At 57.8% G+C, this 23,800-nt stretch carries 21 protein-coding genes; 12 read left to right on the top strand and 9 right to left on the bottom strand.

The features are described 5' to 3' along the window. Positions 1-11: 11 nt before the first annotated feature. The 3 genes from ACP7BE_RS15435 to ACP7BE_RS15425 all read left to right on the top strand — a co-directional run bounded on the left by ACP7BE_RS15435 (position 12) and on the right by ACP7BE_RS15425 (position 3,361). Positions 12-1,016: an asparaginase gene (locus ACP7BE_RS15435; protein WP_150628730.1), complete on the top strand. Its 1,005-nt coding sequence runs from the start codon at positions 12-14 to the stop codon at positions 1,014-1,016. A gap of 180 nt (positions 1,017-1,196) precedes the next feature. Then, positions 1,197-2,189 carry an AraC family transcriptional regulator gene (locus tag ACP7BE_RS15430; RefSeq protein ID WP_094999536.1) on the top strand — a complete coding sequence of 331 codons (993 nt, stop codon included), beginning with the start codon at positions 1,197-1,199 and terminating at the stop codon, positions 2,187-2,189. 140 nt (positions 2,190-2,329) lie between these two features. Further along, entirely contained in the window at positions 2,330-3,361 is a 1,032-nt protein-coding gene (locus ACP7BE_RS15425) for a histone deacetylase family protein (protein ID WP_095020581.1), read from the top strand. A 101-nt stretch (positions 3,362-3,462) separates the two neighbouring features. On the opposite strand, the gene ACP7BE_RS15420 is transcribed toward ACP7BE_RS15425, so the two are convergent. Then, positions 3,463-5,019, bottom strand: a complete 1,557-nt coding sequence (locus ACP7BE_RS15420) for a PLP-dependent aminotransferase family protein (protein ID WP_153380776.1) — start codon at positions 5,017-5,019, stop codon at positions 3,463-3,465. 89 nt (positions 5,020-5,108) lie between these two features. Here ACP7BE_RS15420 and ACP7BE_RS15415 point away from each other — a divergent pair, with 89 nt between their 5' ends. From ACP7BE_RS15415 to ACP7BE_RS15405, 3 genes are read left to right on the top strand one after another with little or no spacing between them, the layout of a single operon-like run. Continuing rightward, positions 5,109-5,738 carry an FMN-binding negative transcriptional regulator gene (locus tag ACP7BE_RS15415; RefSeq protein ID WP_426106411.1) on the top strand — a complete coding sequence of 210 codons (630 nt, stop codon included), beginning with the start codon at positions 5,109-5,111 and terminating at the stop codon, positions 5,736-5,738. Positions 5,739-5,744: 6 nt separating this feature from the next. Beyond that, complete coding sequence (locus ACP7BE_RS15410) at positions 5,745-6,194, top strand: GNAT family N-acetyltransferase (RefSeq protein WP_426106409.1); 450 nt, start codon at positions 5,745-5,747, stop codon at positions 6,192-6,194. Between the two features lie 14 nt (positions 6,195-6,208). Continuing rightward, on the top strand, positions 6,209-6,889 hold the full coding sequence (locus ACP7BE_RS15405; protein WP_426106407.1) for a GNAT family N-acetyltransferase: 681 nt from the start codon (positions 6,209-6,211) through the stop codon (positions 6,887-6,889). Positions 6,890-7,228: 339 nt separating this feature from the next. On the opposite strand, the gene oadA is transcribed toward ACP7BE_RS15405, so the two are convergent. Next, positions 7,229-9,037 carry a sodium-extruding oxaloacetate decarboxylase subunit alpha gene (gene oadA, locus ACP7BE_RS15400; RefSeq protein ID WP_426106405.1) on the bottom strand — a complete coding sequence of 603 codons (1,809 nt, stop codon included), beginning with the start codon at positions 9,035-9,037 and terminating at the stop codon, positions 7,229-7,231. An 11-nt stretch (positions 9,038-9,048) separates the two neighbouring features. Next, positions 9,049-10,464, bottom strand: a complete 1,416-nt coding sequence (locus tag ACP7BE_RS15395; protein WP_016782925.1) for an acetyl-CoA carboxylase biotin carboxylase subunit — start codon at positions 10,462-10,464, stop codon at positions 9,049-9,051. Between the two features lie 190 nt (positions 10,465-10,654). On the opposite strand from ACP7BE_RS15395, the gene ACP7BE_RS15390 reads away from it, so the two are divergent. Further along, positions 10,655-11,617 carry a LysR family transcriptional regulator gene (locus ACP7BE_RS15390; RefSeq protein WP_094999543.1) on the top strand — a complete coding sequence of 321 codons (963 nt, stop codon included), beginning with the start codon at positions 10,655-10,657 and terminating at the stop codon, positions 11,615-11,617. On the opposite strand, the gene ACP7BE_RS15385 is transcribed toward ACP7BE_RS15390, so the two are convergent. The 3 genes from ACP7BE_RS15385 to ACP7BE_RS15375 form a co-directional block, all read right to left on the bottom strand. Further along, the gene (locus tag ACP7BE_RS15385) at positions 11,559-11,771 is read right to left on the bottom strand and encodes a PA3496 family putative envelope integrity protein (RefSeq protein WP_094999544.1); all 213 of its coding nucleotides are present in this window, start codon (positions 11,769-11,771) and stop codon (positions 11,559-11,561) included. The two genes, ACP7BE_RS15390 and ACP7BE_RS15385, sit on opposite strands and share 59 nt — an antisense overlap. Before the next feature lie 209 nt (positions 11,772-11,980). Next, positions 11,981-12,847, bottom strand: coding sequence for a transcriptional regulator HexR (hexR, locus tag ACP7BE_RS15380; protein WP_094999545.1), 867 nt, complete (start codon positions 12,845-12,847; stop codon positions 11,981-11,983). Positions 12,848-13,004: 157 nt separating this feature from the next. Continuing rightward, positions 13,005-14,540 carry a putative bifunctional diguanylate cyclase/phosphodiesterase gene (locus ACP7BE_RS15375; RefSeq protein ID WP_095024793.1) on the bottom strand — a complete coding sequence of 512 codons (1,536 nt, stop codon included), beginning with the start codon at positions 14,538-14,540 and terminating at the stop codon, positions 13,005-13,007. Positions 14,541-14,733: 193 nt separating this feature from the next. Between ACP7BE_RS15375 and uvrD the strand changes: the two genes are divergently transcribed. From uvrD to ACP7BE_RS15360, 3 genes are all read left to right on the top strand, one after another. Continuing rightward, positions 14,734-16,917: a DNA helicase II gene (gene uvrD, locus ACP7BE_RS15370; RefSeq protein WP_094999547.1), complete on the top strand. Its 2,184-nt coding sequence runs from the start codon at positions 14,734-14,736 to the stop codon at positions 16,915-16,917. Between the two features lie 263 nt (positions 16,918-17,180). Next, positions 17,181-18,026, top strand: a complete 846-nt coding sequence (locus ACP7BE_RS15365; RefSeq protein WP_094999548.1) for a Tim44 domain-containing protein — start codon at positions 17,181-17,183, stop codon at positions 18,024-18,026. Positions 18,027-18,159: 133 nt separating this feature from the next. Further along, a complete protein-coding gene (locus ACP7BE_RS15360) occupies positions 18,160-18,567 on the top strand; it encodes an SMI1/KNR4 family protein (RefSeq protein WP_016782918.1) in 408 nt (135 codons plus the stop codon). A gap of 95 nt (positions 18,568-18,662) precedes the next feature. Here the strand turns inward: ACP7BE_RS15360 and ACP7BE_RS15355 are convergent, their stop codons facing one another. Beyond that, on the bottom strand, positions 18,663-20,423 hold the full coding sequence (locus ACP7BE_RS15355) for a cation:proton antiporter (RefSeq protein WP_094999549.1): 1,761 nt from the start codon (positions 20,421-20,423) through the stop codon (positions 18,663-18,665). A gap of 287 nt (positions 20,424-20,710) precedes the next feature. Here ACP7BE_RS15355 and ACP7BE_RS15350 point away from each other — a divergent pair, with 287 nt between their 5' ends. Then, complete coding sequence (locus ACP7BE_RS15350) at positions 20,711-21,196, top strand: acyl-CoA thioesterase (RefSeq protein ID WP_094999550.1); 486 nt, start codon at positions 20,711-20,713, stop codon at positions 21,194-21,196. A 30-nt stretch (positions 21,197-21,226) separates the two neighbouring features. On the opposite strand, the gene pdxY is transcribed toward ACP7BE_RS15350, so the two are convergent. Continuing rightward, the gene (gene pdxY, locus ACP7BE_RS15345; protein WP_095020586.1) at positions 21,227-22,099 is read right to left on the bottom strand and encodes a pyridoxal kinase PdxY; all 873 of its coding nucleotides are present in this window, start codon (positions 22,097-22,099) and stop codon (positions 21,227-21,229) included. Positions 22,100-22,212: 113 nt separating this feature from the next. Here pdxY and ACP7BE_RS15340 point away from each other — a divergent pair, with 113 nt between their 5' ends. Continuing rightward, complete coding sequence (locus ACP7BE_RS15340; RefSeq protein WP_094999552.1) at positions 22,213-22,614, top strand: DUF3301 domain-containing protein; 402 nt, start codon at positions 22,213-22,215, stop codon at positions 22,612-22,614. Positions 22,615-22,813: 199 nt separating this feature from the next. Here the strand turns inward: ACP7BE_RS15340 and ACP7BE_RS15335 are convergent, their stop codons facing one another. Further along, positions 22,814-23,788: a CobW family GTP-binding protein gene (locus tag ACP7BE_RS15335; protein WP_426106397.1), complete on the bottom strand. Its 975-nt coding sequence runs from the start codon at positions 23,786-23,788 to the stop codon at positions 22,814-22,816. Positions 23,789-23,800: the final 12 nt, after the last annotated feature.

Raw genomic sequence — 23,800 nt, 5'->3', positions numbered from 1 at the left:
GAGACTCAATAATGACCGCAGCCACTCATCACACCTGCCAACACGTCATGGTGCTCTACACCGGCGGCACCATCGGCATGCAGGCCAGCGCCAGCGGTCTGGCACCAGCCTCGGGTTTTGAGGCACGCATGCGCGAGCACCTGGCCAGCCAACCGCAGCTGCAAGTACCGCAATGGGCCTTTCGCGAAATGAGCCCGCTGATCGACAGCGCCAACATGACGCCTGCCTACTGGCTACGCCTGCGCAGCGCGATCATCGAAGCGGTCGAGCAGGATGGCTGCGATGCTGTACTGGTCCTGCATGGCACTGACACGCTGGCCTACAGCGCTGCGTCGATGTGCTTTCAACTGCTGGGCTTGCCTGCACCGGTACTCTTCACCGGCTCCATGCTGCCAGCGGGCGTACCTGACAGCGATGCCTGGGAAAACATCAGCGGTGCCTTGCAGGCGCTGGGCCAGGGCCAGCCTAACGGCGTACAGCTGTACTTCCACGGCAAGCTGATGGCTCCAACACGCTGCGCCAAAGTGCGCAGCTTTGGCCGTAACCCGTTTGTGACGCTGACACGCAACGGCGGCGGGACCAGGGCCAGCACCCTCCCGGCAGAACTGGCCTACAGCTACCCCAAACACCAGGCCAGCGTAGGCGTGCTGCCACTGGTGCCGGGGATTGGCGCCGCCCAGCTCGATGCCTTGCTCAACAGCGGGATCGAAGCCCTGGTACTGGAGTGCTTCGGCAGTGGCACCGGCCCTGGCGACAACCCGGACTTTCTCGCCAGTCTGCAACGGGCACAGGAAAATGGCATTGTGATCGTGGCCATTACCCAATGCCATGAAGGCGGTGTAGAACTGGACGTGTACGAAGCTGGCAGCCGCTTGCGTGAGGCGGGTGTGCTGTCAGGTGGCGGAATGACCCGCGAGGCCGTGTTCGGCAAACTGCATGCCTTGCTTGGCGCTGACCTGCCGCTGGCCGAGGTGCGCCGCCTGATCGAACTGGATGTGTGCGGGGAGCTGGCCTAAAAGCCCATAACCCGGCCTATGTAGCCGCTCTAGCAGGCTGTGATGGACTGTGCACCAGACCCGCCCTGATTGAAGGTCCTGCGGCCCTTATCGCAGCCTGCGGCAGCGGCTACAGGTTCGGTGTACATCCCCCGGCACACAACTTGCTCGCTTCCTGCACCTCCCAGGCAGGAAACGAGCATGCTCCACTCCCATCTCACAACGCTCAACGCCGTATCCCTGGTGCTCAGCACCTTCAACGCAGAAGGCTTGCCCAGCGAGATGCTGCTGGCCGGCAGCGGCATTCGGGCGGCGGACCTGAGCCGTGCAGACACTCGCATCACCACCAATCAGGAAATGCGCGTGTGCGCCAATGCCGTGGCTCTGCGCCGCGAAATCGGCCTTGAACTAGGGCGACGCATGCATGTGTCGTCCTACGGCATACTCGGTTACGCCCTACTCACCAGTGCCACCTTAGGTGACGCATTGCGTCTAGCTTTACGCTACCCGGCGCTGCTGGGAACACTTTTTGAGCTGAGCCTGGAGGTCGAGGGCGAACAGGTCCGGTTCTGTGCCAATGGCTATGCCGAGAGCCCGCAAATGGCGGTGTTCAATACCGAGCTATGCCTGGTTTCGCTCAAGGTTATATGCGAAGACTTGCTAGGCCAATCGCTGCCGCTATTGGGTGCACGCTTTATCCACAGCGCACCCGACTACCACGCCAGCTACGGGCAAAGCTTCGATTGCCCGCGTCAGTTCGATGCCGACAGCAATGCTTTCGCCTTCGCCAAGCGATGGCTCGACCAGCCTTTGCCACTGGCCGATGCGGTGACCCATCAAGCGATGGCCGAGCGTTGCCGCAAACAGAATCTGGAGTTCACCGGGAGACAAACCTGGCTGGAACGCATCCGCCAGTTGCTGGCCGCACAACTGCATGCAGCCCCCGGCCTCGAAGGGCTGGCCGAGCACATGAACTGCTCGCCGCGCACCCTGCGCCGCCACTTGCACGATATGGGTTGCAGCTACCAGACGCTGCTCGATGACCTGCGTTTTGAGCGCGCCAAGCTGCTGCTCAACGAAACCGAATGGCCCATTTACAAGATTGCCGAGACCCTGGGTTTCAGTGAAACCGCGAGCTTCCGCCATGCCTTCGTGCGCTGGAGCGGGGTTGCACCCAGCCAGTTCCGGGCCTGATTCAGAGGGGATGGGCAGGGGCCAATTACGGTCAACCATTTTGGCCACATACATCTCCTTTTGGCCGCTCCTGCCGTTCTCTCAAACCCCCGGCGCCGCAAGACTGTAGCCAACCGCTCATGCCCTGGGAGAACAAGACAATGCTGACGATCTATTCGGACGATCACCACCTGCATCATGGCCGTTGTGAGTTGATGGACGGGCAACTGTTGCCCTGCTTTGAAATGCCATCACGGGCCGACCATATTTTGCAACGTGTACAAACCCGTGAACTCGGCCCAGTGAGCGCCCCGCAAGACTTCGGCCGCGGGCCTATCGAGCGGATTCACAGTGCGGCCTACCTGGACTTTTTCCAGGGTGCCTGGGACCGCTGGGCCCAACATGGCCGCGACGGTGACTTGCTGCCTTATACCTGGCCTGCCCGTACTTTACGTGCCGTTCTGCCCACCAGCCTGCATGGCCAACTTGGCTATTACAGCTTCGACGGCGGAGCGCCGATTACTGCGGGCACATGGCAAGCGGCTTACAGTGCAGCGCAAGTAGCCCTGACTGCCCAAGCCGAAATTCAAAACGGCGCCCACAGTGCTTTCGCACTTTGCCGGCCACCGGGGCATCACGCCGCCAGCGACTTGATGGGCGGTTACTGCTACCTGAATAACGCCGCCATAGCAGCCCAGGCCTTTCTCGATCAAGGCCACAGCAAGGTGGCTATCCTCGACGTTGATTACCATCACGGTAATGGTACGCAGTCGATTTTCTATGAACGTAACGACGTGCTGTTTACCTCGATTCACGGCCATCCTGAGGCCGAGTTTCCGTTCTTTCTGGGCTACGAAGACGAACTGGGGGAAGGGCCCGGGGAAGGCTTCAACTTCAACTACCCGCTGGCTGCGGGTTCGGCCTGGGATCGCTGGAGCGCGGCGCTGGAATTGGCCTGCGCTGAAATCGAGCGCTATGACGCTGGCGTAATCGTGGTTTCGCTGGGTGTGGATACATTCAAGAACGACCCGATTTCCCAATTCAAACTCGACAGCCCGGACTACCTGCGCATGGGTGAGCGTATTGCGCGGCTGGGCAAACCGACACTATTTGTGATGGAAGGTGGTTACGCCGTAGAGGAAATCGGCGTGAATGCGGTGAATGTGCTGGAGGGGTTTGAAAGCGCGCAATGATCAAGCCCTTCCTGTGGGAGCGGGCTTGCTCGCAATTCAGCCGGTGCGGTCTGTCTGAATTAATGCGGTGCCCCCTCGCGAGCAAGCCCGCTCCCACAGGTTCAACGGCTGCCATTCCACACCTTGCCCAGCCGCTCCAGCGCCGCCTTGATCTCCACTTCGGGTACCGCTGCAAACCCCAACACCAATCCCGCGCGGTTATCCACAGGCTCACTCGAATCCTGCAACCAATAACTGCTCAGCCCGTTGATCTCCACGTCCACTGCCCGGGCCTGCGCCAGCAGTTGCTGCTCACGAGCCAAACTCGCCACCGGCACCGCCACATGCAAGCCCGCCGCGATACCCGGCATGGCCCCAACCTCCGCCAACCCCTGTGGCCAGTTGGCCAGCAATACATCACGGCGACTCAAAGCCGCGCGACGCATCCGCCGTATATGCCGCTGAAAATGCCCCGCCGCCATAAACTCGGCCATCACCGCCTGAGTGCCGACCTCCGAATGGCGCATATCCAGCGAGCGCCGGCGGGCAAACGGCTCGATCAGCCCCTTGGGCAGCACCAGATACCCCAGGCGCAACGCCGGAAACGCCACCTTGCCGAAGGTACCGACATAAATCACCCGCCCGCTGCGGTCCAGTGCTGCCAGCGGGGCCAGCGGCGCACCGCTATAGCGGTACTCGCCATCGTAGTCGTCTTCGATAATCCAGCCCTCTGTACGCTCGGCCCAGGCCAGCAGTTCCAGGCGCCGGGCCAGGCTCATGGTGACCCCGCTGGGGTATTGATGGGAGGGGGTCACATAGGCCAGCCGACAGTTGTTCAAATGCGCCAGCGCCGAACAGTCCATACCGTCCTGATCCACCGCCACGCCCTGCACATTCGCCCCGGCAATCGCAAAGGCATAGGCAGCTGCGCGATAGCCGGGGTTTTCCACAGCCACCCCTTCGCCCGGCTCCACCAGCAGCTGTGCACAAAGGCTAATTCCTTGCTGCGCGCCACTGGTGATCAAAATTTGCTCAGCCGTACACGATAAACCTCGTGAAGTACGCAAATAAGCCGCAATCAATGCACGCAGACGCTCATCACCTGCAGGATCGCCGTAGCACAGGTGCTGCAACTCCGGCTTACGCCAAAAAGCCGCCTGCAGCTTGCTCCATACCTCGAAAGGGAATAAGTCGAACGCCGGAACACCCACCCGAAATGCGCGGGGAACACCACTGGGTGGCAGGTCCAATGCATGGGTTGCAACCCTGCTCAGAGCCGTGCTGTGGATAACTTTACTGGATGTAATTACAGGTGTTTCAGGCTGTTTTGTGGATAACCCTGGGGATAAGCTTGTTGAAAAGCCTGTGGATAAGTTGGTGGACAACTTTTTTAGCGGCAGGGCTTTTTCTGGCAATTTGGCGACATAAGTACCGTCCCCAACTCTCCCCTCAATAAATCCTTCGGCATACAACTGGTCATAGGCCCGCATCACACTATTGCGGGAAATCCCCAAGGCACCGGCCATGTCACGGCTGGCGGGCAAGCGCGAGCCGCCATTCAAACGACCATCCAGCACACGTTGGCGCAATGCCAGATACAGCTGGCGGCTCAGACCCTTTTTGGGATCAAGCTCGATCCCGGCGGGGTTGAAGGCGATGGAAAGAACTGAATCCTTCATGGATTGGACCTATGAAATTGACCATTAATGGCTCTTACAACCAACCAATAGCCTGCCTAGGATAAAGCCAATCGCCAAGGATAATTTCCATGTACGTACCCCGCGCCTTCGCCGTAGACGACATTAAAATCCTGCACCAGCAGATGCAGGCCTCCCCCCTGCCCGTGCTGGTCACACATGCCAGCCAGGGCCTGCTCGCCAGTCATGTGCCTATGCTGTTGAACCCCGACGAAGGCCCGTGCGGCACATTGTACGGGCACCTGGCCCGGGCCAATCCACACTGGCAGGACCTGGCCCAAGGCACGGAAGCACTGGTGATCTTTGCCGGCGAACAGGCCTATATCAGCCCTACCTTTTACCCAGGCAAGGCCGACCACGGAAAAGCCGTACCCACCTGGAATTACCTGGCCGTACACGCTTATGGCATGGCCGAGGTGTCCGATGATGCCGAACGTTTGCTGGCACTGGTCAGCCGCCTGAGCGACAGGCATGAAGCCAATCGCCCCGCGCCCTGGGCTGTCAGCGACGCCCCCGCCGACTATGTCGACAGCATGCTCAAGGCCATTGTGGGCTTTCGCCTGCCTATCACCCGCCTGCAAGGCAAACGCAAACTCAGCCAGAACCGCGACGCCCGCGACCAGGCTGGTGTGCGCCAGGGCCTGCTGGCCAACCCCAACCCGCAAGACCACGCACTCGCTCATTTAATGGTTAAGGAATAACTGAAAATGGCTCAAATCCAGATCAAAACTGCCACCGCCACCGATCGCGAACAGTGGCTACCACTTTGGCAAGCTTACTTGCGCTTCTACAAAACCGAGCTATCCGACGAAATCAGCCAATCCACCTGGGCGCGTTTTCTCGACCCGGCAGAACCGACCACCCTGGCCCTGGCCTGGCCAGACGACAAAGCGGTGGGCATGGTGCAGTGCGTTTATCACCGCACCAACTGGAGCATCAAAGACGCCTGCTATCTTCAAGACCTGTTTGTCAGTCCCGATGTGCGCGGCAAGGGGGTGGGTCGTCAGTTAATCGAGCATGTATACGCTGCCGCCCGCGCCAAGGACTGCTGCAAAGTGCATTGGCTCACCCAGGAAACCAACGCCACGGCTATTCAGTTGTATGAGCGCATTGGCGAGCGCCCCGGCTTTATTCAGTTTCGCAAAACCTTGTCATAAATAAGGAACGCGCAATGCCCGACTCTCTAGAACGTTGGCTGGCGGCTAAAACCCCGGATACCCGCACCCTCGAAGGGCGATTCATTCGTCTGGAAAAGCTCGACCCCGAACGTCATGGCGATGAACTATGGCTAGCCTTACAAGGGCCGCAGGCCGATCCCAAGCTTTGGGACTACCTGCCCTACGGTCCATTTAACGAGCGTCCGACCTTTGACGCTTGGCTGCAAAAGCATGCCGATAGCCGTGATCCACATTTCTATGCCGTTATCGACAAGCCCAGCGGTGAGGCACAAGGCTTGCTTAGCCTGATGTGCATCGTCCCGGAGCACGGGCGTATCGAGATCGGCCACGTCGCCTTTGGCGCACCCATGCAACGCTCACCGAAAAGCACGGAGGCGGTCTACCTGCTCGCCAAGGAAGCCTTCGCCCTGGGCAACCGGCGTCTGGAATGGAAGTGCAACAACGATAACGCAAGATCGAAGCGTACTGCAGTACGATTTGGGTACACATACGAAGGCGTTTTCCGCCAGCATATGGTGGTTAAAGGCAAAAACCGTGATACCACGTGGTACAGTATTATTAGTATGGAATGGCCCGCACTAGCGGCAGGGTTCGAAAAATGGCTGGCATTGGATAACCAACCAGAAAGCGGCCAAATAAAGACCCTGGAAGAATGCAGAGCCACAGCTGTATAAAATTTGATCAATACGCCCAGCAAGGACTGCTGGGCGTTTTTGTGCTTGGAATAAACACATTTGCGCTACGCGACCGCTTGATACCCCTGTTGCACGGGGAGAAGCGCAAACACTCGTAGCAGCGCGATGCACCTGAAACACCATGGCTCAGCGACTTATGTCTAACGCCTCGTACGGGCACCACACCTCGCCCTACTTGCTAGGCGCTACAGGCGCTTTTCCAGCCTTGTCGTCGCCAGACTCCTTGAATCGAACCTGCGAAAAAGCCTCAATTCAAGAGCAAAAAAAAGGGGAGCACATGCCCCCCCGAGGTTTAAAGCGTTTACATCAAAGGCAGTATCAGGCTTCGATTTCGATCAGAATTTCGCCCGGATTAACGCGATCGCCCTTGATTACATGGATGGTGACGATTTTGCCTGCGATGCCGGCCTGGACTTCAGTTTCCATTTTCATCGCTTCGGTGATCAGTACCGACTGACCCGCCTTGACCACATCGCCTACAGCGACCAGTACATCAACGATGTTGCCTGGCATTGCCGTGCTCACATGGCCTGGCTCGCTGGCCTGCTTGCGCTTGCTTGAGGTGCCACCAACAAATTCGTTGAGGGGTTCGAACACCACCTCTTCCGGCATGCCGTCGATGGACAGGTAGAAGTGACGCTTGCCCTCTGCCTTGACGCCGACACCGGTGATGTCAACGCGATAGCTCTCACCGTGAACGTCGATCACGAACTCGGTCGGCACGCCCTCACCGCTCGCCTTGGTGACACCGCCAGCCTCAGGGATAGGCAGCAGCACTTCTGGGGTCAGAGTGCCTGCAGCGCGCTCCTCAAGGAACTTGCGACCGATATCCGGGAACATGGCGAAGGTCAGTACGTCTTCTTCCGACTGGGCCAGGGCACCAATTTCAGCACGCAGCTTGACCATTTCGGGCTTTAGCAGGTCCGCAGGGCGTACGTCGATCAGCTCTTCGTTGCCAATGGCCTGACGACGCAGTTGCTCGTTGACCACGCCCGGCGCCTTGCCGTAGCCGCCTTGCAGGTAGAGCTTCACTTCGTTGGTGATGGTTTTGTAACGCTCACCCGCCAATACGTTGAAGAATGCCTGAGTACCCACAATTTGCGACGTCGGTGTTACCAGCGGCGGGTAACCGAGGTCTTCACGCACACGCGGGATTTCGGCCAGCACTTCGCTCATGCGGTTCAGCGCACCCTGCTCTTTGAGCTGGTTGGCAAGGTTGGAAATCATCCCGCCCGGCACCTGGTTAACCTGAACACGGGTATCAACAGCGGTGAATTCGCTTTCAAACTGGTGATACTTCTTACGCACTGCGTAGAAGTACATACCAATTTCCTGCAGCAGCGACAGATCGAGACCGGTGTCGTATTCACTGCCTTTGAGCGCGGCAACCATCGACTCGGTGCCCGGGTGGCTGGTGCCCCACGCAAAGCTGGAGATCGCGGTATCAATGTGGTCTGCGCCATTCTCGATAGCCTTGAGCTGGCACATGGCAGCCAGACCGGCGGTGTCATGGGAGTGAATAAAGATCGGCAGAGTGATTTCGGCTTTCAGCGCCTTGACCAGTTCGCCCGTGGCGTACGGCGTCAGCAGGCCAGCCATGTCTTTGATGGCGACCGAGTCGCAGCCCATGGCTTCCATCTGCTTGGCCTGCGCCACAAACGCCTCGGTGGTATGTACCGGACTGGTGGTATAGGCAATGGTGCCCTGGGCATGCTTGCCGGCAGCTTTGACCGCCTCGATGGCCACATGCAGGTTACGCACGTCGTTCATGGCGTCGAAGATGCGGAACACGTCGATGCCGTTGACTGCTGCTTTGGCGACGAAGGCTTTGACCACGTCGTCGCTGTAATGGCGATAGCCCAGCAGGTTCTGGCCGCGCAGCAACATTTGCAGACGTGTGTTGGGCAAGGCGGCACGCAGTTGGCGCAGACGCTCCCACGGATCTTCCTTGAGGAAACGCACGCAGGCATCAAAGGTCGCGCCGCCCCAGACTTCCAGGGACCAGTAGCCGACTTTGTCGAGCTTGTCGCAGATCGGCAGCATGTCTTCAGTGCGCATGCGGGTGGCCAGCAGCGACTGGTGGGCGTCACGCAGGATGGTGTCAGTTACGAAAATCTTCTTGCTCATTATTCTTTTCCTCACAGGCCTGCGTGGGCGGCGATGGCGGCAGCGATGGCCAGGGCCAACTCTTCGGGTTTGCGCTTGATCGAGTAGTTGGTCAGCTCAGGGTGGCTTTCTACGAAGCTGGTGTTGAACTGACCACTACGGAATTCCGGGTTACGCAGGATTTCCTGGTAATACGCGGCGGTGGTTTTGACCCCTTGCAGACGCATGTCGTCGAGGGCGCGCAAACCACGGTCCATCGCTTCTTCCCAGGTCAGGGCCCACACCACCAGTTTCAGACACATGGAGTCGTAATACGGCGGGATGGTATAGCCGGTGTAGATCGCCGTGTCAGTACGTACACCGGGGCCGCCGGGCGCGTAGTAACGGGTGATCTTGCCGAAACTGGGCAGGAAGTTGTTTTTCGGGTCTTCGGCGTTGATCCGGAACTGCAGGGCAAAGCCGCGATGCTGCACGTCTTCCTGCTTGATCGAGAGCGGCAGGCCAGAGGCGATACGAATCTGTTCACGAACAATGTCGATGCCGGTAATTTCTTCGGTGATGGTGTGCTCCACCTGCACCCGAGTGTTCATCTCCATGAAGTACACCTCGCCCTCGGCGAGCAGGAACTCCACGGTACCGGCGTTCTCGTAACCCACGGCCTTGGCTGCGCGCACAGACAGGTCGCCGATATAGGCGCGCTGTTCCGGGGTCAGCTGCGGGCTTGGGGCGATTTCGATCAGCTTTTGGTTGCGACGCTGGATCGAGCAGTCGCGCTCAAACAGATGCACCACGTTGCCAAAGCTGTCGCCGAGAATTTGCGCTTCGATATGCTTGGGGTTGACGATGCATTTTTCGAGGAACACTTCGGCCGAACCAAAGGCCTTGGTCGCTTCCGAGATCACCCGCGGGAAGGCTTGCTCGAGTTCTTCACGGCTGTTGCAGCGACGAATGCCGCGACCGCCACCACCCGAGGTGGCCTTGAGCATCACCGGGTAGCCAATGCGTTCGCCTTCAATCAAGGCTTCGTGGATGTCGGCAACGTTGCCTTCAGTGCCCGGTGTGACCGGCACACCGGCCTTGATCATGCTGCGACGCGCTTCAGTCTTGTCGCCCATACGGCGAATGACTTCAGCGGCCGGACCGATGAACTTGATCCCGCGCTCGGCGCAGATATCAGCCAACTCAGCGTTTTCTGACAAAAAACCGTAACCGGGATGCAGAGCATCACAACCGGTTTCAACCGCCAGATTCACCAGCTTGCGCGGATTCAAATAACCGGCCAGCGGGTCTTCGCCGATATTGTGTGCTTCGTCGGCGCGCTTGACGTGCAAGGCATGCCGATCAGCTTCGGAATAGACCGCTACAGAGCGAATCCCCATCTCGGCGCAGGCACGCACGATGCGGACGGCGATTTCTCCGCGGTTGGCGATCAGGATCTTTTTTATCACTTGGATTTTCCCTAAAGCCCATGGAACAAACGACCTGCTAGACCAGGTCGGCACGTGTCCAAATGTGTCTGAACCGTTGTGTCGTCACACTAGACCCACGCAGTGATAAACAAAAATCAATAATTCTTGGGTCGTGCATAAGTAACAACTTATAGTCAGATCACTTGTCGCTTCGGATAATTTTATAAAAATGCGTAAGTCATTGATGCGTATCACTTTTCGCCAATTACAGGTGTTTAACGAAGTCTGTGATTTGCGTTCTTACAGCCGCGCAGCAGAAGAAATGTCGCTGACGCAACCCGCCGTAAGTCTACAAATTCGTCAGCTTGAAGAGCTGGTTGGCCAACCATTGTTCGAGTACGTCGGCAAAAAGCTGTACATGACCGAAGCCGCTGAAGCGCTTCAGTTGGCCAGTCGGGATATTTTCGGCCGGCTGGAAAACCTCGACATGCAACTTTCCGACATGCTCGGGTCATTGCAAGGCCAGTTGAAACTGGCCGTAGAGTCGAGCGCGAAATATTTTGTGCCGCATCTGTTTGCGGCCTTCAAGCGCCAGCATCCGGAAGTCAATTTGCAACTGACGGTGGTCAACCGGGCGCAGGCCGTTCGTCGGCTGTCAGATAACCGCGATGATCTGGTGATCATGTCGATGGTGCCGCAGGACATGGGCCTGGAATTCTTGCCGTTTCTGAACAACCCGATTGTGGCCGTGGCTCCCGCTGATCATCCGTTGTGCAACCGGGGTCCGCTGCATTTGCAGGATCTGGAGCCTTATACCTTGCTGATGCGCGAGCAGGGTTCGGGCACGCGCATGGCGTGTGAGGAGTATTTCAAGGAAAAGCGCGTTCACTTCAATCAGACGCTGGAAGTGTCGTCCAACGAGTCGCAGCGCGAGTGCGCGGTAGCCGGGTTGGGCGTGGCGTTATTGACCCGCCACGCCGTCAGCCTGGAGCTGGCGACCGGCCTGCTGTGCGAACTGCCGGTCGAGGAGTTGCCGCTGTATCGCAGCTGGTGCGTGGTGCAGGCCAAGGCCAAGCGCCTGTCACCGGTGGCGCATGCATTTCTGGGGTTTATTCGCAGTGAGCGCCTGCAAATCAGCGCGTTGGTTGAGCGCTTCGACGGTCACTTGCCGACGCAGACTGCCAGTAGTTGATCGACCCCAGGTCAGGGTAGTCAGAGGTTTCCAGACGCAGTTGGCGCTGGCTCGTATGGTCTTCAATCGCGCGACGGAAGGCCATGCGGCGCTGGTCTTCTTGCTGACGGCGGGTTTTGACGGCGCTATTGCGTTCTTCGTAAGGCTGAGCCATTTCGAGTCTCCCAAGGCGTGTACGGGAGCTTTACGATGCACCTTGTTTATGACGACTTGGCGAAGGTGGGATGACAGGGGGATGAACGCTGAATGTGAGCTCTGCGTGGGAGCGGGCTTGCTCGCGATTCAGGCGCTGCGGTGTGTCTGTCACACGGCGGCATTCCCTATCGCGAGCAAGCCCGCTCCCACAGAAGATGTTGTGCGCTTTTAATCTTCGTGGCTTTTCAGTGATTTAGGCGACAGGCGCAAGCTGCGCAGGCTGCGCTTGACGCTCTTGAGGTGGTTGACCAGGCTCGGGCCTCGGGCCATGGCAACACCCATTGCCAACACGTCAATCACTACCAGGTGGGCAATACGCGAGGTCAGCGGGGTATAGATTTCGGTGTCTTCATGCACATCGATCGCCAGATTGACGGTTGCCAGCTCCGCCAGCGGCGTCTGGCTCGGGCACAAGGTAATCAGGGTCGCGCCGCTTTCACGCACCAGGTTGGCGGTGATCAGCAAGTCTTTGGAACGGCCCGACTGGGAAATGCAGATCGCCACGTCGGTAGGCTTCAAGGTCACGGCCGACATCGCTTGCATATGCGGGTCGGAATAGGCAGCCGCGGTCAGCAACAGACGGAAAAACTTGTGCTGGGCATCCGCCGCAACCGCGCCCGAAGCACCAAACCCATAAAACTCGACACGCTGCGCTTGCGACATGGCCGTCACGGCACGCTGCAGCGCTATCGGATCGAGCTTCTCGCGCACGTCCATCAAGGTATGCAGCGTGGTGTCGAAAATTTTCAGGCTGTAGTCCGCTACCGAATCGTCTTCATGGATCGCGAACTGACCAAAACTGGCACCGGCCGCCAGGCTTTGCGCCAGCTTGAGTTTCAGGTCCTGAAACCCGGAACAGCCTATCGCCCGGCAAAAACGCACGATGGTCGGCTCGCTGATTCCGACACTGTGGGCAAGGTCGGCCATGGAACTGTGCATTACAGCCGCAGGATCAAGCAGCACGTGATCGGCGACCTTGAGTTCCGATTTACGTAACAGGTGGCGTGACTGGGCAATATGTTGCAGCAGGTTCAAAGGGCAGGACTCGGTCTGTAAGCGGCGGGCGCCGGGGATGTAGCAATCTTGTAGTTATACTACAAGAATTCGTTTTCTGCCCAGCCAATACGCCATCAACTATCCAGTTATCTCCCTTGATTCAAGCCGCCTGAGGGCCATGTAGCCCTTTTTGGCACTACAAAACCACTACACCGTTACGCAGTAAATCGCTGAATTGCACTGCGTTTATCGGACGACTGATCAAATAGCCCTGCACTTCATCGCACTGGCGAGTCTTGAGAAATGCCAGCTGCGCCTCGTTTTCAACGCCTTCTGCCACCACTTTAAGGCCCAGACTGTGGGCCATGGCAATAATTGCGAGGGTGATGGCCTCGTCTTCGCTGCAACGGCCCACGCCGTGAATAAACGTTTTATCGATTTTTACGTAATCCACCGCAAATCGCTTGAGGTAACTGAGCGATGAATAGCCGGTGCCAAAATCATCGATTGCCAGCTTCACCCCCAGTTCATGCAATTGCTGGAAGGTAGCGATGACGTATTCAACATTGTCGAGCAACTGGCTTTCTGTCAGTTCCAGTTCCAGGCAGTGCGGCGCCAGCCCGGTTTCTTCAAGTACCTGGCGCACCAGGCTGACCAGCTTGCCCTGGCGCAACTGATGCCCCGACAAGTTCACCGATACCCGTATTGGCGCCAGCCCTGCTCGTTGCCATTCACACGCTTGCCGGCAGGCTTCGCGCAGTACAAATTCACCGATGGCGCTGATCAGGCCGGTCTCTTCGGCAAGGACAATAAAGTTGCCTGGCGGCACATTACCCAGTTGCGGGTGATCCCAGCGCACCAACGCTTCGGCGGCGTGCAGACGCCCTGTGGCCAGGCACAGCTTGGGTTGATAGAACACGTTGAGCTGGCGTTCGCTAATGGCTTTGCGCAGTTGGTTTTCCAGCTGCAGCCGTTCAAGGGAGCTGCCATGCAGGCTGTCACTGTAGAACTGAAACCTGCCGCCGCCCAGGTGCTTGGCCTGCTGCATGGCCTTGTTGGCCTGATGGACCAGACTGGCAATATCGCGCGCGCTGTCGGGCAACATGCTGATGCCCATTGACACACTGATGACCAGCTCATGGCCATCCACCACCAGCGGCCGACCGAGCTTGTCCAGCAGCCGGGTCGCGACCCGCGCCAGGCTGGTCAGGCTGTTATAGGCATCAAACAGCACTGCAAATTCATCACCCGACAGGCGCGCAATGGTGTCGGCCTCAGGCAAGGCCTTGGTGATGCGTTCGGCCATTTTTTGCAGCACATGGTCCGCCAGCTCATGCCCGAAATTGTCATTGAGCAATTTGAAACGATCGAGATTGATGTGCAGCAACGTCAGGTTGCACGAGCCCTGGCGTACACGCTGGCTAGCCTCCTCCAGGCGTTCCTTGAACAGAAGGCGGTTGGCCAGCCCGGTCAGCTCATCAAAACGGGTCAGGTGGCGCACCCGCGCTTCGCTCAAACGGCGTTGCTCGACCTCATAGGCAAGCTCGGTATTGAGTTGCTCACTACGGACATTCGCTTGCTGCAAATCTTCGCGCAAACCTTGATGCCGCAAGCGGCGCACCATGCGCCGTTGCCTGATCCGCTTGACCTGCCATCCCAGACCGCCCGCCAGCAGGAAAAAACCGATGCCTATGCCGAAAAAAATACCCGGCGAATTTAAACTCTGAACCATCGGCGAAATTCTTATCAGTAGATGAGCCAAAAAGTCGCCCGAGCATACACAAGCAATGCCCGTGACCAAACGCACAGGCGCTATTAAATGGATGAAATCAGCCAGGCACATTTATTGTCCGGCTTTTAGACCGCTCGGCCCAAGGCGGCCACGCAGCTAGCAATGAAACACCAACAGCCCCTAAAATGCCCCGATGCGCGATGATCTCTCTCTCTTGTTAAATTCTCTCAACGATGCCCAACGTCAGGCCGTCACGGCCAGTGTCGGGCGTCAGTTGGTCCTGGCCGGCGCTGGTTCCGGCAAAACCCGTGTGCTGGTGCACCGTATCGCCTGGCTGATCCAGGTCGAAAACGCGTCCCCACACTCCGTGCTGTCGGTGACGTTCACCAACAAGGCCGCTGCCGAGATGCGCCACCGCATCGAGCAGTTGATGGGTATCAACCCTGCAGGCATGTGGGTCGGCACCTTCCACGGCCTGGCTCACCGTCTGCTGCGGGCTCACTGGCAAGAAGCCGGCCTTAGCCAGACATTCCAGATCCTCGACAGCGACGACCAGCAACGCCTGGTCAAGCGTGTGATCCGTGAGCTGGGGCTGGATGAACAGCGCTGGCCCGTACGTCAGGCCCAGTGGTTTATCAACGGTCAAAAAGACGAAGGCCTTCGCCCCAAACATATCCAGGCCAGCGGCGACTTGTTCCTGGCCACCATGCGCAATATTTACGAGGCCTATGAGGTCGCGTGCCAACGCGCCGGTGTGATCGATTTTTCCGAGCTGCTGCTGCGTGCCCTTGATTTGTGGCGCGACAACCCGGGCTTGCTGGCGCATTACCAGAAACGCTTCCGGCACATCCTGGTAGACGAATTCCAGGATACCAACGCCGTGCAATATGCCTGGCTACGGTTGCTGGCCCAGGGCGGCGACAGCCTGATGGTGGTCGGTGATGACGACCAGTCGATCTACGGCTGGCGCGGCGCAAAAATCGAAAACATCTATCAGTACTCAACCGACTTCCCGGATGCCGAGACCATTCGTCTGGAGCAAAATTACCGCTCCACGGCGGGCATCCTCAAAGCGGCCAATGCCCTGATTGCCAACAACACCGGGCGCATGGGCAAAGAGCTGTGGACTGACGGCGGCGAAGGCGAAGCCATCAATCTGTACGCCGCGTTCAACGAACATGACGAAGCGCGCTACGTGGTCGAAACCATCGAAAGCGCTCTGAAAACCGGCATCGCCCATAGCGATATCGCCATCTTGTACCGTTCCAACGCCCAGTCGCGAGTGCTTGAAGAAGCCTTGCTGCGCGAGCGCATCCCTTACCGCATCTATGGCGGCCAGCGCTTCTTCGAACGCGCGGAAATCAAAAATGCCATGGCCTATATGCGCCTGCTCGAAGGTCGCGGCAATGATGCGGCGCTGGAGCGGGTGATTAACGTACCTGCCCGCGGCATTGGCGAAAAAACCGTCGAAGCCATTCGCGAACACGCACGTCACAGCGACGTGTCGATGTGGGAAGCAATGCGCCAGCTGATCGCCAATAAAGCCCTGCCGGGCCGTGCTTCGGGTGCCATTGCCGGCTTTATGGAACTGATCGAAAACCTCGCGGCAAAAGTCATGGACATGCCTCTGCATCTGATGACGCAAACCGTGATCGAGCAAAGCGGGCTGATTGCCTACCATCAGGCGGAAAAAGGCGAAAAAGGCCAGGCCCGGGTAGAAAACCTTGAGGAGCTGGTCAGCGCAGCACGCAACTTTGAGAACAATGACGAAGACGAAGAGCTGTCGCCATTGGCCGCCTTCCTCGGGCATGCCTCACTGGAGGCTGGCGATACCCAGGCCGAAGAACATGAAGACGGCATCCAACTGATGACGCTGCACAGCGCCAAAGGCCTGGAGTTCCCGTACGTGTTCCTGGTAGGCATGGAAGAAGGCCTGTTCCCGCACAAAATGAGCCTGGAAGAGCCCGGTCGCCTCGAAGAGGAACGACGCCTGGCCTACGTAGGCATTACCCGCGCCATGCAAAACCTGGTGATGACCTACGCAGAAACCCGACGCCTGTACGGCAGCGAAACCTACAATAAGGTTTCACGCTTCGTACGCGAAGTACCAAAGGGTCTGATCCAGGAAGTCCGACTATCCAACAGTGTCAGTCGCCCTTTCGGCGGCGGTCAAAAGCAGAGCGCCAGCACCCTGTTTGGTGGTTCGGAAATCCCGGAAACCGAATTCAAGCTCGGCCAGATGGTCAAGCATGCGGTCTTCGGCGAAGGCGTCATCCTCAATTTCGAGGGTGCAGGTGCCCAGGCACGGGTACAGGTCAACTTCAGCGAAGGCAGCAAATGGCTGATGATGGGCTACGCCAAACTTGAGGCGGTCTGACAGCAACCCGACAGCTTGGCGGGAATAAGGTAAGGCAAACCGCTGTGGGAGCGAGCCTGCTCGCGAAGAGAGCGCATCAGTCAATATTATTGTTGGCTGATACACCGCTTTCGCGAGCAGGCTCGCTCCCACATGTCCTCCTACGCAAAATAAATCCTAGCCCTACAAACAAATAAGCAAAAGCCCGAAACACTTCACCGCTAGCCAGTCACAACTCATCTGTGCAACATGGCGCGCGTGATATCCACAAATGGGAACCCCTTATGAAACGTTTTCTTAGCATCGCCATGGCGTTGTGCATCGGCTTGACGATGAGCATCGACGCGAACGCCAAGCGCTTCGGTGGCGGCAAAAGCGCGGGTGCAGCGCCTAGCCACCAAACGCGTCAAGCTGCTCCAGCTGCAGCCCCGGCGGCTGCCGGTGCCGCAGGCGCCGCAGCCAAGGCCGGCGGTGCTTCGCGCTGGCTCGGCCCTCTGGCCGGCCTCGCTGCCGGTGGCCTGCTGGCGTCCATGTTCATGGGCGGCGGCTTCCAGGGCATGCAGTTCTTCGACATCCTGATCATGGCGGTTATCGCCTTCCTGATCTTCCGCTTTATCGCGGCCCGTCGTCGCAAACAAGCTGACATGATGGCCCCTGCTGGCCACGCACCCATGCAACGCGAAGCGTTCGACGCCAAGCCTGCTGCTTCGATCTTCGGTGGTTCGGCTGCCCCTGCAGCACGTCCGGTGATCAACGCTCCAGCCTGGTTCAACGAGCAAAACTTCCTGGAAGCCGCGCGCAACCATTTCCAGTCCCTGCAACAGCACTGGGATGCCAACGAAATGGACAAGATCGCCGAGTTCGTGACCCCGCAGATGCTCGACTTCCTCAAGCGTGAACGCGCTGAGCTGGGTGATGGCTTCCAGTCCACCTACATCGACAACCTGACCGTGCAACTGGACGGCCTGGACGATCGCGCAGACAAAACCATTGCAACCCTGACCTTCAGCGGCGTGTCGAAAAACTCGCGCTTTGACCAGGGCGAAGCCTTCAGCGAAAGCTGGAACATGGAACGTCAGCAAGGCGACAACCAGCCTTGGCTGGTGGCAGGTATCCGCCAGAACGGCTAACCCTGCGAGTTACACATGCGTTTACCAAAGCCCCGGACTTGTCCGGGGCTTTGCATTTCACGATTGCACTTATAACGAGCTACTGTATAAAGCGCGTCATATAAACCGCGCCATAGAGCATGAGGATGAGGTCGTGGAAGAGATTATTGAAGAGCTACGCGAAAAAAACGAGCCTGTACCGGTTCCCTTGGAACTGCCTGAAGAAGACCAGTTGGTGGAAATCGAAGAGCAGCTGTTCATCGATATTCCATTTGTCTTCAGAGAATTTCTGCTGACCGTCAGTGACGTGGTGTATGGCAGCCTGGAGCCGGTCACAGTGACCGACCCACAATCGCACACCTATCTGCCGGAAGTGGCGGCAAATGCCTGGGATGCTGGCGTTGATCGCAGCCTGATCCCTATTTGCCAGGACGGCGACGACTACTACTGCGTGGAAGAAGACGGCACCGTGGTGCTGTGGTCCGGCGAAGAAGAACTCGTCACTGAAGAAACCTGGGAATCGGTCTGGCACTGGGCGCGCGACGTCTGGCTGGAAAGCTGATACCTCCAGGGTTGGTTGACGTTTCGTTGTGAGCCACAACGAAACATCAACAGCCCCCGGGCATCCCCGCTTTCCAGCCATTGGTCAGCGGGCTGTCAGTGCCCCCCCTCCTTGTGGTTATCCAGCGTTTCCAGCAGTGCAACCTGCATGCGCGTGTGAATCCGGATAAACCAGCGCCACAACAGCGCCGCAACCCCCGCCGCCACCACCGCAATCACCATCAGCAACTCGTTGGTGGGCAGGATGCTTGCCGACAAGGCCGACAGCAGCAGAAAAATCACCAGCAACGACAGAATCGGGATGACTTCCGAGATCACCCGGCGCACGCGCTGCGTATGGCGCCCTGCCATTTCCGGCTTGACCCCCATCTCGGCCAGTAGCATCGAAAGCGCCTTGAGCTTGCGATACGCCGCAATCAGGAACGGCAACGACAGCAGCAAAGCAGCCCCCCAGATCATCCCTTTTTGCCAGCTCGGCTCCAGAATCCAGCCCTGCAAATAACGGCCGATGCGCGGTGCGAAATAACCGCCGGCAAAGAAAATAGCGATGACCAGGGCCAGATTGACCCCAACTTGCAGCAAGATCTTGCGAATCATGGCCGCCAACAACGCCCCTTCGCCCTGTGGCTGAATACTGCGCAGCCATTCGCCATATAACCCCAACACCCGTGACAAGCGACCAGGCACCACCTGTGCCAGCTTGAGCGAGAGCGGGTCTGCGGCGCGAATCAGGTAAGGGGTCATCAGGGTGGTCAATACGGAGACGGCCACTGCTACGGGGTACAGGAAGCTGCTGGTGACCTGCAATGTCATACCCAGCGCCGCGATAATGAAAGAAAACTCCCCAATCTGCGAAAGCCCCATTCCAACTCGCAGCGAGGTACGTCCATCATTGCCTGCGATAAACGCCCCCAGCCCGCAGGAGAGCATCTTGCCCAGCACCACGGCGATAGTGATCACCACAATTGGCAGCGCGTACTCCAGCAGGATGGCCGGGTCGAGCATCAACCCGATGGCGACAAAGAATATTGCACTGAACAAATCACGCACCGGTTCAATCAGGCGCTCGATTTTCAGTAACTGACGCGACTCGGCCATGATTGCACCGATCAAAAACGCCCCGAGCACCATGCTGTATTCCAGCTTGACCACCAGCAGGCAAAAGCCAAAACACAGGCCCAGCACAGTGATCAGCAGCATTTCATTGCTTTCGAATCGGGCTACATACGCCAGCACACGCGGCACCAGCAAAATGCCGATAACCAACGCCACGATCATAAACAATGACAATTTACCGACGGTCGAAAAAACCTCTTCGGGGCTGACGCTGCCGCTGACCGCAATGCTCGACAGCAGCGCAATAATCCCGATACCCAAAATATCTTCAACGATCAGCACGCCAAAAATCAGCTGGGCAAAGCGCTCGTTTTTCATCTTGAGGTCGTTGAGGGCCTTGACGATGATGGTGGTAGATGAAATGGCCAGGATGGCGCCCAGAAACAGCGAATCCATGGTGTTCCAGTCGAACCAGCGGCCAATTTCATAACCAATCCAGATCATCAGCGTGATTTCCATAAACGCTGCGATAAAGGCTGTGGCCCCGACCTTGAACAACTTGCGCAGGCTGAACTCCAGCCCCAGACAGAACATCAAAAAGATCACCCCCAGCTCAGCCAGGGTCTTGATCGTTTCTTCATCGTGAATCAGGCCAAACGGCGGGGTGTGCGGGCCGATAATAAAACCTGCAACGATATAGCCCAGTACCACCGGCTGTTTGAACCTGTGGAAAAGAATCGTCACCACACCTGCGACCAGCATGATGACTGCCAGATCCTGAATAAAACTGATGGCATGCATGGCGTGGCACTCCTTGTTTGATATTCACCAGGCAACATGACGACAGACACAGCCTGTCAGGCCGCGCGTATCGACTGTTTAAAATGTAGGAAGTATCCGACTAACGGACTTTTGCAGGTTAACACCGCGACTTGCGACAGAAAGGCGGTGCAATATATGGAAACAGATAGAGATAAGCGTGACGGCAGCCAACACGGCAGCGTCCCGTTAATCACTGTTTCAAAAATCGACAAGTATCCACAGAGATACCCATTTCACTGCTGCCACACAACCACGAGCCTGCTGCTATGGAACCCGGAAACTCCCAACTGTCGATGACGGTCTTGATGACCCCGGACATGGCCAATTTTTCTGGCAATGTTCACGGCGGAACCCTGCTCAAGTACCTCGATGAAGTCGCCTATGCCTGCGCCAGCCGCTATGCGGGGCGTTATGTGGTCACCTTGTCGGTGGACCAGGTGATTTTTCGCGAGCCGATTCATGTCGGTGAACTGGTGACCTTCCTCGCCTCGGTCAACTACACCGGCAACACCTCGATGGAAGTTGGCATCAAGGTCGTTACCGAAAATATCCGCGAGCGCTCGGTGCGCCACACCAACAGCTGCTTCTTCACCATGGTAGCCGTGGACGACGACCGTAAGCCGGCCGCTGTTCCGCCGTTGCAGCCAGTGAACAGCGAAGACAAGCGCCGCTTTATCCAGGGCAAGCAACGCCGCCAGATCCGTCAGGAGCTGGAGCAGCGCTACCGCGAGCTAAAAGACGAAACACTGTAAGCCCGCTCCCACAGGTTTTGTTCAGTTTGCTTACAAACTGATCGGCACTGCCTCAAACCGCACACGCGGATGGGCAATGCGGTCCTGGGCCCGTACCAGCTGCAATTCATAGCTGGTGCAGGCCTGGGTTTCCAGCAACACCTCATGCACCGCCGCAGCGGTAAATTCAAACGCAGCCACCAGGCTGTCGCCCAGCAGCACTCTCGCCAGGAACAAACCTGAGGTCAGGTCGCCTACGCCCACTGGCTGGCGCGGGAAGGCAAGCAGCGGCCGACGCAAGTGCCAGTTGCCCTCTGCCGTGACCAGCAGCATCTCGAAACTTTCAGGCGGTTTGCCCGGATACGACAAATGCTTCACCAGCACCGCTTTCGGGCCGCGGGCCAGCAAGCTGCGGGCCATGGCCAGGCAGTCAAACAACGATTGCGGATGACGGCCGCAAAAACTGTCCAGTTCGAGCTGGTTGGGGCACAAAAAATCGGCCATAGCGGCAGCTTCTTCAAGCAGAAAGTCACTGACTTCCTGAGGCACGATACAACCTTTCTCCGGGTGCCCCATTACCGGGTCGCACAGGTACAGTGCATGGGGATTAACAGCCTTGATACGCGCCACCCCGCTTAAAATGGCCCGCCCCTGCGCCGCACTGCCCAGGTAACCGGACAAGACCGCATCACAGCTGCCCAGCTCGCCGATGGCGGCGATTCCGTCGACCAGCGAAGGAATTTGCTCGGGAGCCAACACTTCCCCCGTCCACTGGCCATACTGAGTGTGATTGGAGAATTGCACCGTGTTCAGAGGCCAGACATTCACCCCGACGCGCTGCATGGGAAAAACCGCTGCGCTGTTGCCGGCATGGCCGAAAACCACGTGGGATTGGATGGCGAGTAAATGAGGTGTACGTTTCATGCCGGATTCCAGACTACGGGTGGATTCAAGCCACGCAGTATGCGACCAAACGCGGCCTGTACGACAGGTTGAAGACGCAGTTAAGCTGAGCACAATCTGTTGGAGCACATGTAATGCTGACCCTGGGAAATATGTTCGTCCTCATGCTGCTGGCTGCAGGCGCTGCCTGGCTGTGGCACAACCACGGGCTGCGCGAGCGGGCGCTGGAGCGGGTCAAGCAACACTGCAAAAACCTCGATATCGAACTGCTCGATGAAAACGTGGCGCTTAAAAAAATCGGTCTGATCCCCGACGCCAACGGCCATAAACGCCTGGCCCGTGTGTATAACTTTGAATTCACGGTGACCGGTGATCAGCGTCATACCGGAACCATCACCCAGTTCGGCGCCCACAGCGTAAAAATCGAGCTGCCGCCCTACCCGTTCCAGACCGAAGCCGAGCCAAGTGTCATTCCCAGCGCTCAGGTGATCGAACTCAGCCAGTGGCGCCAGGAACACAGCAAGACCCGCCACTGAGCCCTGCCTTTCAGCGCCTGCATGCCGGGCGCCTGTGGATAACTTTCCGCGCAACCTCGCTAAAACCATTGAGATAGACACCTCCGTGAGGTTTTAACGGTGCAAATCTCCTGCGCACACTTCAAGTTGTAGGACAATTTTACCAGCACAGAACCCGCTAAAACCCTGGGTTTTGTGCCTCGCAACACGGGCCTGCTACCTAAAAAACCTCCTTGAGTAGACAACTTTCCAGCCCCGAGCAAAGCAAATCCAGATCCTGGGGCTGAGCAAAAATCAATTCGAGGCGTGAATCCTTGCGCCACTCACTCGATCTCCATTGCGCGATCGAGTTATCCACAGAATTGTTCGAAAACCAGCCCGCCGAACCATGAATAACCAGCTTTGCACGCTGCCAATCCAGGCTTTCGAGCCACTGTTGCAACAGATCCAGGTCAAATTGCCGAGAGGGGTGCCAGCGCCAACCTGCGCTCCATCCTTCGGGCTGATGTTGAGTCATCACCATCGGCGTACGCGGGTCGGAAAACACACTGCCAATATGATTAAAATCCTTATAAATCAATGAGTTATCCACAGCATGAGCGATATTCATATGGGCTACAGGCAGCGTATTTAAAGGGATGCGGCCATGCTCGACCCATAAAACAGGGCACTTTGGCAGGCTGCATGCAATCTGCTCACGTTGCTCATTTGGGACACTATTAGATTTATTCATGACCAGTAAACCGGCACTTTTCAGGGCCTCTTGCTGGGTTTTTGGCAAAGGTTTGCCCTGAGCCATCGCTTGCGCATCGAGCACCATGACGCACGGCTGGAGGGCCAAAACCCCCAGCCAGGGCGCTTCACCGAGCTGCTTTAGAATCTGTGCGGGATGGCCTAAACCGGAAGGCTCGATAAACAGGCGATCGGGCCTGGACTTGCGCAAAAGGCGACTCAAACCGATCTGAAAAGGCGTGCCATTGACGCAGCACACACAGCCACCCGCCACTTCGGTGATAGCAATGTCATCGCTTCCCTGGCTCATCAGGGCCGCATCCAGGCCGATCTGACCGAACTCATTGACCAGCACCGCCCAGCGTTCGTGTGGCGGTTTGTGCGCCATCAGGTGCTGAATCAGACTGGTTTTGCCGGCGCCAAGCGGCCCGGCAATCACGTGGGTAGGTATGTTTTGCAACATGAGGCCAGCTTC

The organism is Pseudomonas sp. TWR1-1-3 (assembly GCF_049896805.1).
GTDB lineage: Bacteria > Pseudomonadota > Gammaproteobacteria > Pseudomonadales > Pseudomonadaceae > Aquipseudomonas > Aquipseudomonas bubulae.
The sequence above is the reverse complement of the archived record's forward strand: the minus strand, read 5'-3'. Positions and strand labels throughout refer to the sequence as shown.

Bases quoted from the DNA above. Each gene is read 5' to 3' on its own strand.
- ACP7BE_RS15350 (WP_094999550.1), top strand. From the start codon at position 20,711: ATGGAACCCGGAAACTCCCAACTGTCGATGACGGTCTTGATGACCCCG.
- ACP7BE_RS15425 (WP_095020581.1), top strand. From the start codon at position 2,330: ATGCTGACGATCTATTCGGACGATCACCACCTGCATCATGGCCGTTGT.
- ACP7BE_RS15340 (WP_094999552.1), top strand. From the start codon at position 22,213: ATGCTGACCCTGGGAAATATGTTCGTCCTCATGCTGCTGGCTGCAGGC.
- ACP7BE_RS15420 (WP_153380776.1), bottom strand. From the start codon at position 5,019: ATGAAGGATTCAGTTCTTTCCATCGCCTTCAACCCCGCCGGGATCGAG.
- ACP7BE_RS15365 (WP_094999548.1), top strand. From the start codon at position 17,181: ATGAAACGTTTTCTTAGCATCGCCATGGCGTTGTGCATCGGCTTGACG.
- ACP7BE_RS15355 (WP_094999549.1), bottom strand. From the start codon at position 20,423: ATGCATGCCATCAGTTTTATTCAGGATCTGGCAGTCATCATGCTGGTC.
- ACP7BE_RS15435 (WP_150628730.1), top strand. From the start codon at position 12: ATGACCGCAGCCACTCATCACACCTGCCAACACGTCATGGTGCTCTAC.
- pdxY (WP_095020586.1), bottom strand. From the start codon at position 22,099: ATGAAACGTACACCTCATTTACTCGCCATCCAATCCCACGTGGTTTTC.
- ACP7BE_RS15415 (WP_426106411.1), top strand. From the start codon at position 5,109: ATGTACGTACCCCGCGCCTTCGCCGTAGACGACATTAAAATCCTGCAC.
- ACP7BE_RS15385 (WP_094999544.1), bottom strand. From the start codon at position 11,771: ATGGCTCAGCCTTACGAAGAACGCAATAGCGCCGTCAAAACCCGCCGT.
- ACP7BE_RS15335 (WP_426106397.1), bottom strand. From the start codon at position 23,788: ATGTTGCAAAACATACCTACCCACGTGATTGCCGGGCCGCTTGGCGCC.
- ACP7BE_RS15430 (WP_094999536.1), top strand. From the start codon at position 1,197: ATGCTCCACTCCCATCTCACAACGCTCAACGCCGTATCCCTGGTGCTC.
- uvrD (WP_094999547.1), top strand. From the start codon at position 14,734: ATGCGCGATGATCTCTCTCTCTTGTTAAATTCTCTCAACGATGCCCAA.
- ACP7BE_RS15410 (WP_426106409.1), top strand. From the start codon at position 5,745: ATGGCTCAAATCCAGATCAAAACTGCCACCGCCACCGATCGCGAACAG.
- ACP7BE_RS15375 (WP_095024793.1), bottom strand. From the start codon at position 14,540: ATGGTTCAGAGTTTAAATTCGCCGGGTATTTTTTTCGGCATAGGCATC.
- ACP7BE_RS15390 (WP_094999543.1), top strand. From the start codon at position 10,655: ATGCGTAAGTCATTGATGCGTATCACTTTTCGCCAATTACAGGTGTTT.
- ACP7BE_RS15405 (WP_426106407.1), top strand. From the start codon at position 6,209: ATGCCCGACTCTCTAGAACGTTGGCTGGCGGCTAAAACCCCGGATACC.
- oadA (WP_426106405.1), bottom strand. From the start codon at position 9,037: ATGAGCAAGAAGATTTTCGTAACTGACACCATCCTGCGTGACGCCCAC.